Genomic DNA, 14800 nt, shown 5'->3' on the forward strand with positions numbered 1-14800 from the left:
AAGTGGCCAAGCAATTCAATCAACACAAGGCGAGCATGTTCAAGATCAGCACGATGGCGGCAGTAATCAGTGTCAGCCTGGGCCTGGGCGGCTGCAATGTCGCGCCCGTCAAACGCGATACCTACAATGCGATTAACGATGCGGTGAAAGGTGCGGCGGCCACCACCACGCCGGCGGCCCAGCCGGACGCCGTGGAAGCGGCGCTGCTGCCGCCCGTCGCGGCCCTGGCCCAGCAATTGCCGAAGGCCCGCGCGGCGCTCGACGAGCGCTTCAACGTGGCCTTCAACAATGTGCCGGCGCGCCAGTTCTTCACCTCCATCGTGGCCGGCACGCGCTACAACATGCTGGTCCATCCCGAGATCGGCGGCACGATTTCCGCCAACCTGAAGGACGTGACCCTGTTCCAGGCGCTCGACGCCGTGCGCGAACTGTATGGCTACGACTACAAGGTCGAGGGTACGCAGATCTACATCAAGCCGCTGACCATGCAGACGCGTTTGTTCCACGTGAATTACCTGACGGGCGCGCGCAAGGGCAGCTCCAACCTGCGCGTCTCGTCGACGTCGGTCTCGTCCGTGGGCGCGACGACGTCGGGCGGTTCGGGCAGCACGGGCAATAACGGCAACAACAACACCGTGCAAAATCCGGGCGGCCTCGTACCAGGCGAGGACAGCAGCAACCTGACCACCACCTCGAACGCGGATTTCTGGCGCGAGCTGAAGATGTCGCTCGAAGCCATCGTCGGCAGCGCCGAAGGCGGCCGGCAAGTGGTGCTCAGCCCGCAGTCGGGCGTGATCGTCATCCGCGCCATGCCGGAAGAGCTGCGCAATGTCGACATGTACCTGAAGGCCACGCAGCTGTCCGTCGACCGTCAGGTGATCCTGGAAGCGAAAATCCTCGAAGTGCAGCTCAATAGCGACTTCCAGACGGGCATCAACTGGGCCTCGTTCGCCTCGATCAAGAGCGGCCACACGAACCGCATCTCGACCGGCTTCATCCAGCCGGGCGGCACCCTGGCGCCGCTGCCGTTCAATGGCGGCAAGCCGCCCAACATGACTACCGGCAACGGCTTGACGGCCAGCAGCGGCTTTGGCCTCAGCTCGGCGGCGACGGCGGCCGGCTCCATGTTCGGCCTGGCGTTCCAGACGGCCAACTTTGCCGCCATGATTTCCTTCCTGGAGTCGCAAGGCACGGTGCACGTGCTGTCGAGCCCCCGCATCGCCACCATGAACAACCAGAAGGCCGTGCTGAAGATAGGCACGGACGAGTTCTACGTGACGGGCGTGTCGACCACCACGAATACGACGGCCAGCGGCGCCACCACCAGCCCCAACGTGACCCTGCAGCCGTTCTTTTCCGGCGTCGTGCTCGACGTGACGCCGCAGATCGATGCGGATGGCAACATCATCCTGCACGTGCACCCGTCCGTCAGCCAGGTGACGACCATCAACAAGGAAATCGACCTGGGCAGCGCCGGTTCGCTGAAGCTGCCGCTGGCCGCGTCCAGCACCTCCGAGATGGACAGCATGGTGCGCAGCCAGGACGGGCGCATCGTCGCCATCGGCGGCCTGATGCGCCAGGCGACGACGGCGGACCGCTCGCAAGTGCCGGGCGCGGGCGACATTCCCGTGCTCGGCGCGCTGTTCCGCAACACGGGGCAGGTGATCCAGAAGCGCGAACTGGTGGTGCTGATCAAGCCGACCATCGTCGATGGCGCCAACAGCTGGAACGAGGACTTGCTCGAATCGGGCAAGCGCATCGAGGCGCTCGATCCGCGCAGCCTCGGGGAGCGGCGCTAAATGTACGAGGCCCATTTCGGCTTGCGCGAGGCGCCGTTCGGCCTCACGCCCGATACCAGTTTCTTTTTCAATGGCCCGCAGTCGCAAAAGGCGCTCAACACCCTGCTGGTGGCGGCGCGCAATGGCGAGGGCTTCATCAAGATCACTGGTGAAGTGGGCACCGGCAAGACTTTCCTGTGCCGCAAGTTCATGCAGTCGCTGGGAGCGGATTTCGTCACGGCCTACATTCCGAATCCGAATTTGCCGCCCCGTTCGCTGATCCTGGCCCTGGCCGACGACCTCGACGTGTTGCTGGAGAAAGATGCTGATCAGCATCAACTGCTCAAATCCATCAACTTGCGCCTGCTCAACCTGGCGGCGCAAGGCAAGCGCGTGCTGCTGTGCCTGGACGAGGCGCAGGCGATTCCCGTCGACAGCCTGGAAGCGCTGCGCCTGCTGACGAACCTGGAAACGGAAAAGCGCAAGCTGCTGCAAATCGTGCTGTTCGGCCAGCCGGAACTCGACGTCAAGCTGGCCCTGCCGGAAATCCGCCAGCTGGCGCAGCGCATCACCTTCCACTACCACCTGGGGCCGCTCTCGCGCGACGACGTGGATTTCTATGTGGCGCACCGCCTGCGCGTGGCCGGATTCGACGGCGCGCGCCTGTTCAGCCGCGGCGGCGTGGCCCGGCTGTACAAGGCTTCCGGCGGCATCCCCCGCCTGATCAACATCATGGCGCACAAGGCGCTGATGGTGGCGTATGGCGAAGGCCGGCAGCAGGTCAGCGGCCGCCACGTGGCGCTGGCGGCCAGCGACACGCTGTCCAGCAAGCCCCGCTACTGGCAGCGGCCCTGGCCATGGCTGGCCGGCGCCGGCGTGCTGGCCGCCGCCTGCGGCGTGAGCTGGACTTTATTGAACCGATGATGGAAATGAGCCTGTAGATGAGTCTGATTAACAAGATGTTGCAAGACCTCGATGCGCGCGGCACGCCGGATGGACGCGCTGACGCGGGCGGCATCCGCTCCGTGCCGGAACGCGAGCGCGGCGTGTCGCGCGCGCTGGTCTTCGGCGGCGCGGCCGGCTTGACGGCCGCTGCCATCGCCCTGGGCTGGGTCTACCTGAAACGCCCGGCCGTGCCGCCCATGCTGGTCAATGTGGCCAGTACGCCGGTGCCCGCAGCTGTGCCTGCTTCTGTGCCTGTTGCGCCTGCGCCTGTTGCGGCCGTTGTGGCGCAACCTGTTGTACTGGCCGAACCGGAACCCGTGATGGAAGAGGCGGTGCCGGCGCCCGCCAAGGCGCGTCGCGTGATGGAAACCGTCGCCAAACCTGCCGCCGTGCTGCCTGCCAGGACGCTAGCGCCCGCCGCCAGCGAACGCATCATCGACGGCAAACAAGTCACTGCGCAGCAGCGCGTGGAAAACGAATACCGGCGCGCCCTGGGCCAGTTGCAGGATGGCCGCGTTTCCGAGGCGCTGGCCGGCTTGCAGCAGACCCTGCAGCTCGACCCGCGCCACCAGGGCGCGCGCGAAACGCTGGTGCGCCTGCTGCTCGAAGCGCAGCGCCCCGACGAGGCGGCGCGCCAGTTGCAGCTGAGCCTGACGCTGGACCCGAAACAGCCGGCGCAGGCGATGATGCTGGCACGTTTGCAGCTCGACAAGCCCAACGGCGGCGCGGCCGCCCTCGACACCCTGACGCGCAGCTTGCCGTACGCCAGCGACAACGGCGATTACCGCGCCTTCCTGGCCGGCGTGCTGCAGCGTGAACAGCGCTACCGCGACGCAGCGGAGCAATACCAGCTGGCCCTGCAGACGGCGCCCGACAACAGCGTCTGGTGGATGGGCCTGGGCATCGCCTTGCAAGCCGACAACCATCCTACGCAGGCGCGCCAGGCGTTTGAGCGCGCCAAGGGCTTGCAAACCCTGACGCCGCAGCTGCAGGCGTTTGTCGAGCGCAAGCTGGTGCAGTTGACGGCGGCGACGGCGACGAAGTAGTCGGACACCGAACCAGCCATAAGCAATTCGTTCATGAAGGAAACCCACTTGAAACTTCCCAGCCTGCTGATTGCCTGCTGCTGCCTGCTCAACAGCGCCCTTGCCGCCCCCGCCAGCGCGCCTGCCGGCTACGTTCTTGAGAATACGGAAGTGCGCGACATCCGCGCCCAGGCCTTGAAGCGCGACTACCAGCTGTACGTGGCCTTGCCCGATTCCTATCGGCAAGGGAGCAAGCGCTATCCGGTGCTGTTCGTCGTCGACGCCAATTATGCGTTCGCCGTCGTGCGCAGTATCGCGCAGCGCCTGAGCAAGCATGCGGGGATGGAAGAAGTGGTGGTGGTCGGCCTGTCGTACGCCAACGGCGATGGCGGCGTGTACAGCCGCCGCCGCGATTACACGCCGACCACGCCGCGCAAGCACGACTACCGTTCGGACATGCCGGGACGGCAACCGGTGTTCGGCGAAGCGAAGGCGTATGGCCAGTTCGTTTCGGGCGAGGTGTTTCCCTTCATTGCGCAACATTATCGCGTGAACATGCAGCGCAAGGTCTTCATCGGCCACTCGTATGGCAGCCTGCTGGGCCTGCAATTCCTGCTGACGGAACCGCGCACCTTCGAGCATTACATCCTCGGCAGTCCGTCGCTGTGGTACGACGCCGGCGTGATGTTCGACCGTGAGCAGGCGTATGCGGCCAGCCACAAGGACTTGCCCGCCTCCGTATTCTTCGGCATCGGCGGCCTGGAAAGGCTGGCGGCAGGCAAGAAGCGTTCGCGTTCGGAGGAAGATGCCGACATGGTGGCCGACTTGCGCGAATTCGATGGAAAGTTAACATCGCGCAAGTTCCCCGGCCTGAAGACGCGCGTGCGCGTCTTCGCGGATGAAGACCATGCGAGCGTGTTTCCATTCGTGCTCACGCATGGACTGCGGGCATACTTGACGTCCGCAAAATGAAGGGCGCTTACGGGCGCATCAATGCCGGCAGGATCAGCCTGGTCAGCAGTTTTTCGCTGAGGCCATGGGCGTCGCGCACCTGGAAGTTGGTCGTGGTGATGACGACCACGGCATCGAGTTCCGGCAGGACGAGCACCTTATTGCCGCCAGAACCCGCCATTCCGTAGCTCTGCACCGTGCGGCCATTGGCCGTGAACGGTTGCAGCCACCACAGGTAACCGTAGTCCATGCCTTCGCGCGCGTTGGCGTGGGGCGCGATCGAGCGCTTGACCCATTCGGCCGGCATCACCTGCTTGCCATGCCAGCGCCCGCCGTCGAGGTAGAGCTGGCCAAGCTTCATCAGATCCACGCTGCGCAGCTGCAGGCCGCCGCCCGTCATGGCGCTGCCCTTGGGCTGGAATTGCCATTTCACCTTGTCGATGCCAAGCGGCTTGAACAGGTTGGCGGCGGCGAAGTCCGGCACGCCCTGGCCGCTCGCCTTTTCAAGCAGCGGTCCCAGCAGGGTTACGCCGGCCGTGCAATAGCTCCAGGCGCGGCCATACGGCGATTGCTCGGGGCGGGGCTGCCATTCGGGAAAGCCGCGGATCGGCAGGTCCGCCACGAAGCGGCTCCAGTCTTCCACCAGATACATGCGCTCTTCGTTGCCGCGCGAATGCTGGTTGTCGTCGTCGCATTCAAGCAGCGAGCTCATGGTCAGGAAATCCTCGACCGTGATCTTGTCCTTGCGCGGGTCCGCATGGGCCAGCGGGCGCAGTTCCGGAAAGTAGGGCAGGACGGGGGTGTCGGCACGCAAGAGCTTGCGCTCGATGGCCAGGCCGACCAGCATGCCGGCCACCGTCTTGCCCACCGAGCGCGTGTTGCGCAGGCTTTCGGCGCCTTCCTTGTCGAAGTAATGTTCGTAGAGCAGCTTGCCATGCTGCGCCACCACGACGCTGGTGACCTGCTTGAAGTCGCCCGCTTCGATGGCGGTGGTGACGCCGTCCAGTTCGCCCGCGTGGACGCTGCTGCCGAAGGCCAGAAGAAGGGGGAGGTATCGCAACATGGTGTACTCCTGGGGTGGAAAAGTTCAGTCTAGTCTTGCAAATTGGGCATTGTCTTGGACGTTTGAAACATTTGGCGGCGATAGTTGCTGGGCGTCATGCCGTAGCGGGCCTGGAAGGCGCGGCTCATGTGACTCTGGTCGGCAAAGCCCACGCTGAGCGCCACGTCGGCCATGCTCAGTTCCGGGCGGCGTAGCAGGCCGCAGGCCTGGTCGACGCGGCGCCAGCGCAGCAGGTCGCCCGGCGAGCAGCCCCAGGCCTGGCGGAACACGCGGGCCAGGTGCACGGGATGCACGTCCAGGGCGGCGGCCACGTCGGCGATGCGCAGATGCGTGTCATTGGCCAGGTCCATCACGGCGTCATAGGCCTGGTGGACCCAGCCGGGCAGGGCGGGGCGTGCCTGCTGGGGCGCCTTGTGCAGGCTGGCCAGCATCTCCCACGCACCCGCTTCGAGCAAGGCGCCATCGCCGCCGCGGCCGACCTCGCGCGCGAGCCGGAAGGCGGCGACCGCGCTGGCCGTATCGCGCAATATGGTGGCGCACTCCTGGGCCGCATGCAATTCCTCGGCGCCCGACAGCAGGGCGGGGTCGAGCGATACCGTCATGAAACTGCCCTTGCCATCGACGAAGCGGTCGCGGTGCGTCGTACCGGCAGGATTGAAGACGAGGGTGGGCGAAGGCGCGCGCGGCGGAGCGTGCAGGGCGCTGGAAATATACGTGCCGGACAGGACGAAGACGAAATGGGCATCGTCATGCCGGTGCGTTTCGACTTCATCCTCGCTACGCGTGGCCTTCAGGCGGCGGATATCGAACATGCTGCCGCGCGCGCTGTGATGCACGTCGCCATAGAATTGGCCGGACTTGAACTGGATTGGGATGGTCATAGCGGCATGGTAGGTGCGGCCGCCCCGCCGGGCGAGCGCGGGACGACGAATGGCGCCAGGCGCAGGATGAACGGTCGATACGGGGGAATGCACGGCATGCCGGATGGCGGCATCCGGCCGGCTTTGCGTGGCCGTTGGCAGGCGTGCAAGGGTGCCGGGGGGTGTATGTGTAAAATTTGCGCAGCGTTCCGGCGTCGTCATCGATACCGGCTCGCGCCAGGGGCGAGCCGCTGGAATGCCGGGCGCTGCCCGCCAGACCGTGCCAGCTTCGTCATGAACTCTCCGACCGCCGGAAGCGGTCATCGACAAGGTCAGGTGCAATGCGTACATTGAATGAATTATTGAATAGTGAAGACCCGGCGTTTCCGCTGATACGGCAATGGGCCAGCGAGGCCGACATCCCGGTGGAATTGCTGCCGCCCTCGGCCGGCAGGGAGGACGTACTGCTGAGCCTGAAGGTCACCACGCGCTCTCCCCTTGGCGCGATCGCCTATGAAACCGGAGGCATCCTGGTGGATGATGGCTGGCTCCGCATATTGGGTTCGGGACATGGCAAGCTCGGCCGTAACATTGCCACGTGGAACGAAGGAAAGGCCGAAGGTTTTCTGCTGGTGGCCGACGACGTGCTCGGCGGCTTCTTTGCCATCAACGGCGGCGTACTCGGGGCCGACCAGGGCAATATGTATTACCTCGCGCCCGAGACTCTGGCGTGGGAAGCGCTGGAGATCGGTTTCACGGCGTTTGTCGAATGGGCTTTTACCAGCCGGTTGCGGCAGTTCTACGGCCGGCAGCCCGGCGCTGTGGCGGAATTTGACGAATTGCCCTTGTCCGGCGATCTATGCCTGAATTTTTATCCATTTCTGTGGACGCAAGAAGGTTCCCTCAAGACCAGTTCGCGGCGCGCCATTCCGGTGGAAGAGCAGTGGGCGCTCAACCTTGATCTGCAACAGAAGTTGCTGGAGGCTCCTGTGGGCGCGGGCTGAGGCATGGCTTGCCGGCGTATCCGAAGGCATTGCAATGCGCATCCCGATGCGGCCATGGCGGGCGTGCAATCGCGCCGGCGAAATGGCGTTTCAATCCCCGATTCAAGCGGTTTGTCGCAATGGCATGCGCGAGAACAGGGCAAGGGGATAGCATGCAGTGGGCTTTCTCGCCATGCACGGCCCGCAAGCGAGTGTCCGATACTGCCGCAGCAGGCAACGGACGCTTTTCAATGACCTCGACCAGGATGAATACGCATGAAATTGACCCTTCCACATGTCCTCACCACCGGCCTGCTGGGCGCCTTGGGCGCGATCGGCAGCGCGCACGCGGCTCCCGCCGATGCCGAACTGCTCGCCTTGGTGCAGCGCCATGCGCAAGCCCAGAACAGCTTCGATCAAGCGGCCTTGAAAGCCACCACGGCCGAGAATTATGTGGAAATATCGCCAGTCGGCGCGGTGGACGAACGTGAAAAAATGCTCTCCTTCTATGCGCCAGAGCAGAAGCGGCCGAGTCCTCAGCTCCAGGTCGATGAGCCGGCGGTTCGCGTCTTTGGCGAGACGGCGCTCATCTCGGCACGACTGTCTTACCGTCTCGATCAGGAGGGCGCTGCTCGCACCTTCGCCATGCGCGCAGGATATGTCGCCCGGCTTGTCGATAATCAATGGCTGCTGGTCAGCGCACAATATACCGGCATCCGTCCGCCGAAGCAGTAATCCGGCATTCCTCAGGGGGCGGGTCTGGCGCGTGCGCCGGGGAGCAAGCTTGCCGGCCGGCCTACAAGCGCGCCTCATCGCCCCACACATGCCGCATGCTGAAGTGCAGGCCCGCATCGTCTTCATGCAGTGAGGAAACGATGGCAAAGCGGCTGTCGGCCGTGTCGCGCGGGGGCAGTTGCGCCAGCTCGGCGGCGGCCAGCGGCGCGCCCAGCGGGTCGCTGAGCGGGTGCACGTGGCTGGCGCCCCGTTGCGTGACGACGCCCAGTTCGCCGTTGCGCAGGCGCACCAGGGTGCCCGGTGGATATTTTCCCAGCAGCTGGACGAATTGTTCGCCCAGCAGCGGGTCGACGGGTACATCCTGGTCGAGGAAGATGTGCTGCAGCGCCTGGTCGGGGACGATGGAGCGCCGGTAGTTGCGTGCCGAGACGCGGGCGCAATAGCGGTCGGCCAGGCCGATCAGCTTGGCGTTTTGCAGGATTTCATCGGCCGTGCGGCCCTGCGGATAGCCGCTGCCGTCGTCGTTTTCATGGTGCAGCAGCACGCAACTGAGCCATTCTTCATCGTCGATGCCGGCGCAGCGCAACAGTTCCGTGCTTTCCTGCGGATGCTGGCGCACGATGCGCATTTCCTCGTCGTTCAGGGGGCCGCGGCGGTCCTGGAAGCTGTCGTGGTGGCGCAGCATGCCCACGTTCATGGTCAGCGCGGCGGCGCCGACCAGCAACAGCTCATCGTGGGATTTATGCATGCCGCGCCCCACCAGCATGGCCAGCAGCGCCGTTTCGATGCAGTGGCGCACGGCGTAGCTGCCGGCGATCTGGTTGAGCAGGATGCTGGCCAGGGCGATGTCGGCGTCGTGTTCGAGCGCGCGCAGCAGTTCGCGGGCGATGTCGCGCACGTCGCGCTCGGCATTGTTTTCGCTGCGCAAGTCCAGCAGCAGCCGTTCCAGGCGCTGCGCCGCCTCGTTCAACAGGCGCAGCACGGACGGCTGGTCCGGCGCGCCTACGTACAGGCCCAACTGCAGCAAGCGGCCCAGCTGCGTGCCGTCCGTGATGATCTGCCCCTTGCGCAGTTGCGGGCCGGCACTATGATCAGCCAGAAACAAATCCCAGGGCAGGGGTTCGCCGGGAACCAGGTCGGCCGGGCCGATGCGACGCTGTACCATGCTGTTGTTCCTCACTCATTGCCCTGCGTCGGCAGGGCGCTGCATCAAATCGTGCGCAGGCGCTCCAGCGCCAGGCGCAAGGTCTCGTCCTTCTTGGCAAAGCAGAAACGCACGATGCCCGATTCCTTGCCCTGCGCGTAAAACGCGGACACGGGTATGGCCGCCACCTTGATTTCCGCCGTCAGCCATTCGGCGAACTGCGCTTCGCTGTCTTGCGAAATGGCATCGTAGCGCACGCACTGGAAATACGTGCCGTCGGCCGGCAGCAGGGTAAAGCGGCTGCCCGCCAGACCGTCGCGGAACAGGTCGCGCTTGCGCTGGTAGAAGGCGGGCAAGTCCAGATAAGGCTGCGGATTCGCCATGTAGCCGGCGATGCCGCGCTGCATCGGCGTATTGACGGTAAACACATTGTACTGGTGCACCTTGCGGAACTCCGCCGTCAGGGCTGCCGGGGCCGCTACATAGCCGACCTTCCAGCCCGTCACGTGATAGGTCTTGCCGAAGCTCGAGACGATGAAGCTGCGCGCGGCCAGTTCCGCATTGCGGCTCAATGAAGCGTGCGGCACGCCGTCGTACACCATGTGCTCGTAGACTTCGTCGGACAGGATCAAAATTTGCGTGCCGCGCACGATGTCGGCCAGGGTGGCCACGTCGGCCGGGCGCAAGATCGTGCCGGTCGGATTGTGCGGCGTATTGATGATGATCAAGCGTGTCTTGCTGCTGACGGCGGCGGCCAGCTTGTCCCACGGCACGCTGTAGCCCTGTTCGCCCACTTCCATGGACACCAGCACGGGCACGCCGCCGGCCAGCGCGATGGCCGGCAAATAGCTGTCATAGGCCGGTTCGATGACGATGACTTCGTCGCCCGGGTGCACGCAGCACAAGATCGCCGTCGTCAGTGCCTGCGTGGCGCCGGCCGTGACGGTGATCTCCGTGGCCGCATCATAGGCGTGGCCGTACAGGCTGGCGACCTTCGCGGCGATGGCCTCGCGCAGGGGCGCGGCGCCCGTCATCATCGGATACTGGTTGTGGCCGGCGCGCATGGCGTCGCCGACCAGCTCGACCAGGGCCGGGTCGCAGTCGAAATCGGGAAAGCCCTGGCCCAGGTTGACGGCGCCGTGCTGGGCCGCCAGGCTGGACATGCGTGTAAACACGGTGGTGCCGACGGCAGGCAAACGGGTGGTCAGGATGGGCGTGGCGTGGGGCAGGGACGGGCTGTTCATGAACGGTAGGGTCGCAGTGCGGAAAATAGGATCGTTGCCTATTCTAGCGCAGCGCGCCCCGTTGCGGGGGCGTCCGAGCCGGCTCAGCTCGCTGGCGCCCAGCCTTCCGGCACCATGATCTTGAACATGCCGGCCTTGGCCGTCTTGCGGGCCAGTTTCAGCAGGGCCTTGTCCTTGGTGATGAGGATGTCGGCGTTGGCGTCGCGCGCCAGTTCGAGGAATTTCTGGTCATCCTTGTCCGTGCAGACGGGCAGGCGCACGCCGGAGACGGGCGGCGCCACCACGGTGATCAGCGCATCGAAGCGGGCGGCGGCGACGGGGCGGCTCGCTTCATCGAGCGGCAAATGCTTGTAGTGCAGCACGACAAGATATTCTGCGCGGCAATCCTCACGCGTGATGGCTTGCACGGCGCCGCTTTCCATGGCGGCCAGCAGGGGCGCCCAGCGCGGGTCGTTGAAGACGAACAGGTCGAGGCAAACGTTGGTGTCGAGGACGAGTTTTTGTGGAGCAGGTATCATGTCGGCAATTCTATTCTGTAGTGATAATTTATGTTGATCGTGCTTTCGCCCGCCAAGAGTCTCGACCTGGAGACGCCGCCAACAACCTCGTTGCACAGCACCCCCGATTTCCTCGACCATTCCGCCCAGCTGATAGACCGCATGCGCCAGTTTTCGCCGGCCGAGGTGGGCAGCCTGATGGGCATTTCCGACGCCCTGTCCGCCCTCAACGTGGCCCGCTACGCGTCCTGGACGCCCAAGCTGGCCGAGGCGCGCCAGGCCATCATGGCTTTCAATGGCGACGTGTATGCCGGTTTCGAGGCGCGCAGCCTGCAGCCGGCCCAGCTCGATTACGCCCAGTCGCGCGTGCGCATCCTGTCGGGCCTGTATGGCTTGCTGCGCCCGCTGGACCTGATCCACCCGCACCGCCTGGAAATGGGCACGCGGCTGTCGACGGCGCGCGGCAAGGACCTGTATGCGTTCTGGGGCGATACCATCACCAACGGCCTGAACCGCACAGCCAAGGAGCAGGGCGCGAAAGTGCTGGTCAATCTTGCTTCCGAGGAATATTTCAAATCCGTCAAGCCGCGCCAGCTGGACGTGCCCGTCATCGCGCCCGTGTTCGAGGACTGGAAGAACGGCAAGTATAAAATCATTTCGTTCTACGCCAAGCGCGCGCGCGGTATGCTGGCCCGCTATGCGGCCGTGAACGCCATCCGCGACCCGGAACAGCTGAAGCGGTTCGACGTGGACGGCTATGCTTTCGTGCCGGAAGCGTCGAATGACAAGAACTGGGTATTCCGCCGCCGCGTGGGGGACTAGTTGGCAAGAAAAAAACCGGGCAAGCCCGGTTTTTTCTTATCTTACTGCCAGAACTTCCACCACTTGCGTTCCTTGTTCACCCCTTCCGGGCTGAGGAATGCCGTGTTCGGGTAATTCCTGGTCAGCACGCGCAAGGCGTCGTCGCGCAAGTCGGTCAAGCCCAGCTTGTCGTACGAGCGGTACATGATGAACAGCGCTTCCTCGATCGCCGGCGAGGCGGCGAAGTCGCTGATCGTCGTTTGCGCGCGGTTGGCGGCGGCCAGGTAGGCGCCGCGGCGGTAGTAATAGCGCGCCACGTGCACTTCGTATTTCGCCATCGCATCGATCAGGTAATTCATGCGGGCCAGCGAATCGGGTGCGTACTTGCTGTTCGGGAACTTATCGACCAGTTGCTTGAAGGCCGCAAACGCTTCGCGCGTGGCTTTCGGGTCGCGCTCGGTCGGATCTTGCTCGTACAGGAAGTTCAGGAAGCTGATCTGGTCGTTAAAGCTGATCAGGCCCCGCAAGTAGTACATATAGTCCACATTGGCGTGGTTCGGATGCAACTTGATGAAGCGTTCGACGGCAGCCAACGCCTGAGCCTGGTCTCCCGACTTATAATACGCGTAAGCGATCTCCATCTGCGCTTGCAGAGCATAGTTGCCGAAAGGATAGTTAGCCTCCAGCTTCTGAAACAGACCGATTGCAGCTTCATAGTGCTGCCCGGACATTTCTTCACGCGCCTCCGAGTATAATTTCGTAACGGACCAGTTTTTGGTCTCATCCACTTTTTCAGGCAACAAGCTGCAAGCGGACATGCCGAGCAGAACGACTGAAGCGACTACCAACGATAATTTTTTTTGCATGACGTTTTGCAAGAAGGTTTTAACCAAGATTTTACAATAGGCTGATTATAGCCGATGGGAATGCTGTGATATTAACTCCGAAGCCTAATTTGGCTGACCCCGCGTTTGACTCCCTTTCTGACCATGGTAGCGAAGAGGCATTTGACGGCGATTTTGCCGCCGACGACGTCTTCGAGGAAATGGCCCCGATTACACTGGAACTGACGCCGGACGCCTGCGGCCACCGCCTCGATAAAGTCATTTCCAAGCTGGTGCCGCAATATTCGCGCAGCCGCTTGCAATTGTGGCTGGAAGCCGGTTTCGTGACCGTGGACGGAAAAGTTGCCAAACGCAACATGACCGCCTATGGCGATGAAAAGATCGTCATTCTGCCGCAAAGCGCGCCGGAAGACGAGGCTTTTAAGCCGGAAGCGATGGAATTGAACATCGTGCACGAGGATGAGCATATCATCGTGATCAACAAACCGGCCGGACTGGTCGTGCATCCGGGCCCCGGCAACTGGTCGGGCACCCTGCTCAACGGCCTGCTGCACCACTGCCCGCAGCTGGCGGGCGTGCCGCGCGCCGGCATCGTGCACCGCCTGGACAAGGATACGAGCGGCCTGATGGTGGTCGGCAAGACGCTTGCCTCGCAGACGGACCTCGTGCGCCAGTTGCAGGCACGCACCGTCAAGCGCGAGTATTTCGCGCTGGTGTGGGGCACGCCGAAGGCGGCGGGCACCATCGACGCCTCCATCGCGCGCCACCCGCGCGACCGCGTCAAGATGGCCGTGTCGGAAAATTTCACGGCCAAGCCCGCCATCACGCACTATGAATTGATCGGCAGCGGCGAACTCGACCGCCGTCCCGTGAGCCTGATGCAATGCCGTCTGGAAACAGGCCGCACCCACCAGATCCGCGTGCACATGCAGCACCTGGGCTTTGCGCTGGTCGGTGATTATGTGTACGGCAAGCAGCACCTGGTGTCCGTGTTCTCGCGCCAGGCGCTGCAGGCGCGCCGCCTGGGCCTCGTGCATCCGGGCACGCTGGAAGCGTGCGAGTGGATCGTGCCGCTGGCCGATGACTTCGCGGAACTGATCGCCACCGCCGGCATTCCCGAGCCGGAACAGGTCTGATGACGGCACCGTTGTCTTGCCTGATTCCCCATTGGCCCGGCTTGCCCGCGAACGTGGGCGCGCGGGCGACCGTGCGCGCGGGCGGCGTCAGCCTGGGGCCATACGGTGACGGGCAGGGCGGCGGTGGCTTGAACCTGGGCACGCACGTGGGCGACGAGCCCGCGCACGTGGCGGCCAACCGTGCGCGGCTGGCCGCCATGCTGCCGTCACAACCGGCCTGGCTGTCGCAGGTGCATGGCGTGGCCGTGGCCGATGCCGGCAAGCTCGACGGTTGCGTGCCCGATGCCGATGCCAGCATCGCCACGCAGGCGGGTGCCGTATGCGTGGTGATGACGGCCGATTGCCTGCCGGTGCTGTTCAGCTCAAGCGATGGCCTCGTCGTCGGCGCGGCCCATGCGGGCTGGCGCGGCCTGGCCAACGGCGTCTTGCAGCGCACGGTGGAGCGCATGCGCGCGCAGGGCGCGATGGACATCCTCGCCTGGCTGGGGCCGGCCATTGGCCCGCAGCAATTCGAAGTGGGGCACGACGTGCTGCAGGCGTTTCGCGACGGCGCGCGCGATGCTGCCGAGCGACAAGTGCTGTCCGATGCGTTCAGCGCCATCGCTGGCAAGCCGGGCAAGTACCTGGCCGATATCTATGGCCTGGCGCGCACCATGCTGCTGCGCGATGGCGTGGCGCAGGTGGCGGGAGGGGAATACTGCACCGTCAGCGATGCGGCGCAGTTTTATTCTTACCGGCGCGATGGCGTCACGGGAAGACAGGCCAGCTTGATCTGGCGCAAATAATCTGCACG

Annotated in this window: 15 protein-coding genes; 9 read left to right on the forward strand and 6 right to left on the reverse strand. The window is 64.3% G+C overall.

Annotation, left to right across the window (positions count from 1 at the left end; translation table 11 throughout):
• The first annotated feature begins 35 nt into the window (after positions 1 to 35).
• From mshL to O0880_RS09555, 4 genes are read left to right on the forward strand one after another with little or no spacing between them, the layout of a single operon-like run.
• A complete protein-coding gene (mshL, locus tag O0880_RS09540) occupies positions 36 to 1799 on the forward strand; it encodes a pilus (MSHA type) biogenesis protein MshL (protein ID WP_289886172.1) in 1764 nt (587 codons plus the stop codon).
• Complete coding sequence (locus O0880_RS09545) at positions 1800 to 2702, forward strand: AAA family ATPase (protein WP_071323192.1); 903 nt, start codon at positions 1800 to 1802, stop codon at positions 2700 to 2702.
• 17 nt (positions 2703 to 2719) lie between these two features.
• Entirely contained in the window at positions 2720 to 3769 is a 1050-nt protein-coding gene (locus O0880_RS09550; protein WP_289886173.1) for a tetratricopeptide repeat protein, read from the forward strand.
• Positions 3770 to 3817: 48 nt separating this feature from the next.
• Positions 3818 to 4720, forward strand: coding sequence for an alpha/beta hydrolase-fold protein (locus tag O0880_RS09555; RefSeq protein ID WP_289886174.1), 903 nt, complete (start codon positions 3818 to 3820; stop codon positions 4718 to 4720).
• Between the two features lie 7 nt (positions 4721 to 4727).
• Here O0880_RS09555 and O0880_RS09560 read toward each other — a convergent pair whose 3' ends face one another.
• Both O0880_RS09560 and O0880_RS09565 read right to left on the reverse strand, forming a co-directional pair.
• The gene (locus tag O0880_RS09560) at positions 4728 to 5762 is read right to left on the reverse strand and encodes a serine hydrolase (RefSeq protein ID WP_289886176.1); all 1035 of its coding nucleotides are present in this window, start codon (positions 5760 to 5762) and stop codon (positions 4728 to 4730) included.
• 29 nt (positions 5763 to 5791) lie between these two features.
• Entirely contained in the window at positions 5792 to 6643 is an 852-nt protein-coding gene (locus O0880_RS09565) for a helix-turn-helix domain-containing protein (protein WP_289886177.1), read from the reverse strand.
• Between the two features lie 320 nt (positions 6644 to 6963).
• Here O0880_RS09565 and O0880_RS09570 point away from each other — a divergent pair, with 320 nt between their 5' ends.
• Together O0880_RS09570 and O0880_RS09575 are read left to right on the forward strand one after the other, a co-directional pair.
• Positions 6964 to 7626, forward strand: coding sequence for a DUF2625 family protein (locus O0880_RS09570; protein ID WP_289886178.1), 663 nt, complete (start codon positions 6964 to 6966; stop codon positions 7624 to 7626).
• Positions 7627 to 7881: 255 nt separating this feature from the next.
• Positions 7882 to 8340 (forward strand): nuclear transport factor 2 family protein, encoded by a 459-nt coding sequence (locus tag O0880_RS09575; protein WP_289886179.1) that lies wholly within the window; start codon positions 7882 to 7884, stop codon positions 8338 to 8340.
• Between the two features lie 61 nt (positions 8341 to 8401).
• Here the strand turns inward: O0880_RS09575 and O0880_RS09580 are convergent, their stop codons facing one another.
• From O0880_RS09580 to O0880_RS09590, 3 genes are all read right to left on the reverse strand, one after another.
• Complete coding sequence (locus tag O0880_RS09580) at positions 8402 to 9505, reverse strand: HD domain-containing phosphohydrolase (protein ID WP_289886180.1); 1104 nt, start codon at positions 9503 to 9505, stop codon at positions 8402 to 8404.
• A gap of 44 nt (positions 9506 to 9549) precedes the next feature.
• The gene (locus O0880_RS09585; protein WP_289886181.1) at positions 9550 to 10728 is read right to left on the reverse strand and encodes a pyridoxal phosphate-dependent aminotransferase; all 1179 of its coding nucleotides are present in this window, start codon (positions 10726 to 10728) and stop codon (positions 9550 to 9552) included.
• 83 nt (positions 10729 to 10811) lie between these two features.
• On the reverse strand, positions 10812 to 11246 hold the full coding sequence (locus tag O0880_RS09590) for a putative toxin-antitoxin system toxin component, PIN family (protein WP_289886182.1): 435 nt from the start codon (positions 11244 to 11246) through the stop codon (positions 10812 to 10814).
• A 30-nt stretch (positions 11247 to 11276) separates the two neighbouring features.
• On the opposite strand from O0880_RS09590, the gene yaaA reads away from it, so the two are divergent.
• Positions 11277 to 12047 (forward strand): peroxide stress protein YaaA, encoded by a 771-nt coding sequence (yaaA, locus tag O0880_RS09595; RefSeq protein WP_071323200.1) that lies wholly within the window; start codon positions 11277 to 11279, stop codon positions 12045 to 12047.
• Between the two features lie 41 nt (positions 12048 to 12088).
• On the opposite strand, the gene O0880_RS09600 is transcribed toward yaaA, so the two are convergent.
• Positions 12089 to 12892, reverse strand: a complete 804-nt coding sequence (locus tag O0880_RS09600) for an outer membrane protein assembly factor BamD (protein ID WP_071323201.1) — start codon at positions 12890 to 12892, stop codon at positions 12089 to 12091.
• Between the two features lie 89 nt (positions 12893 to 12981).
• Here O0880_RS09600 and O0880_RS09605 point away from each other — a divergent pair, with 89 nt between their 5' ends.
• Together O0880_RS09605 and pgeF are read left to right on the forward strand one after the other, a co-directional pair.
• Positions 12982 to 14007, forward strand: a complete 1026-nt coding sequence (locus O0880_RS09605) for an RluA family pseudouridine synthase (protein ID WP_071323202.1) — start codon at positions 12982 to 12984, stop codon at positions 14005 to 14007.
• Positions 14007 to 14792: a peptidoglycan editing factor PgeF gene (pgeF, locus tag O0880_RS09610; protein ID WP_289886183.1), complete on the forward strand. Its 786-nt coding sequence runs from the start codon at positions 14007 to 14009 to the stop codon at positions 14790 to 14792. Before O0880_RS09605 ends, pgeF begins: the two co-directional genes overlap by 1 nt.
• Positions 14793 to 14800 lie beyond the last annotated feature (8 nt).

Origin of the sequence: Janthinobacterium sp. SUN118, from assembly GCF_030397695.1 — a bacterium.
Classification (GTDB): Bacteria; Pseudomonadota; Gammaproteobacteria; order Burkholderiales; family Burkholderiaceae_D; genus Janthinobacterium.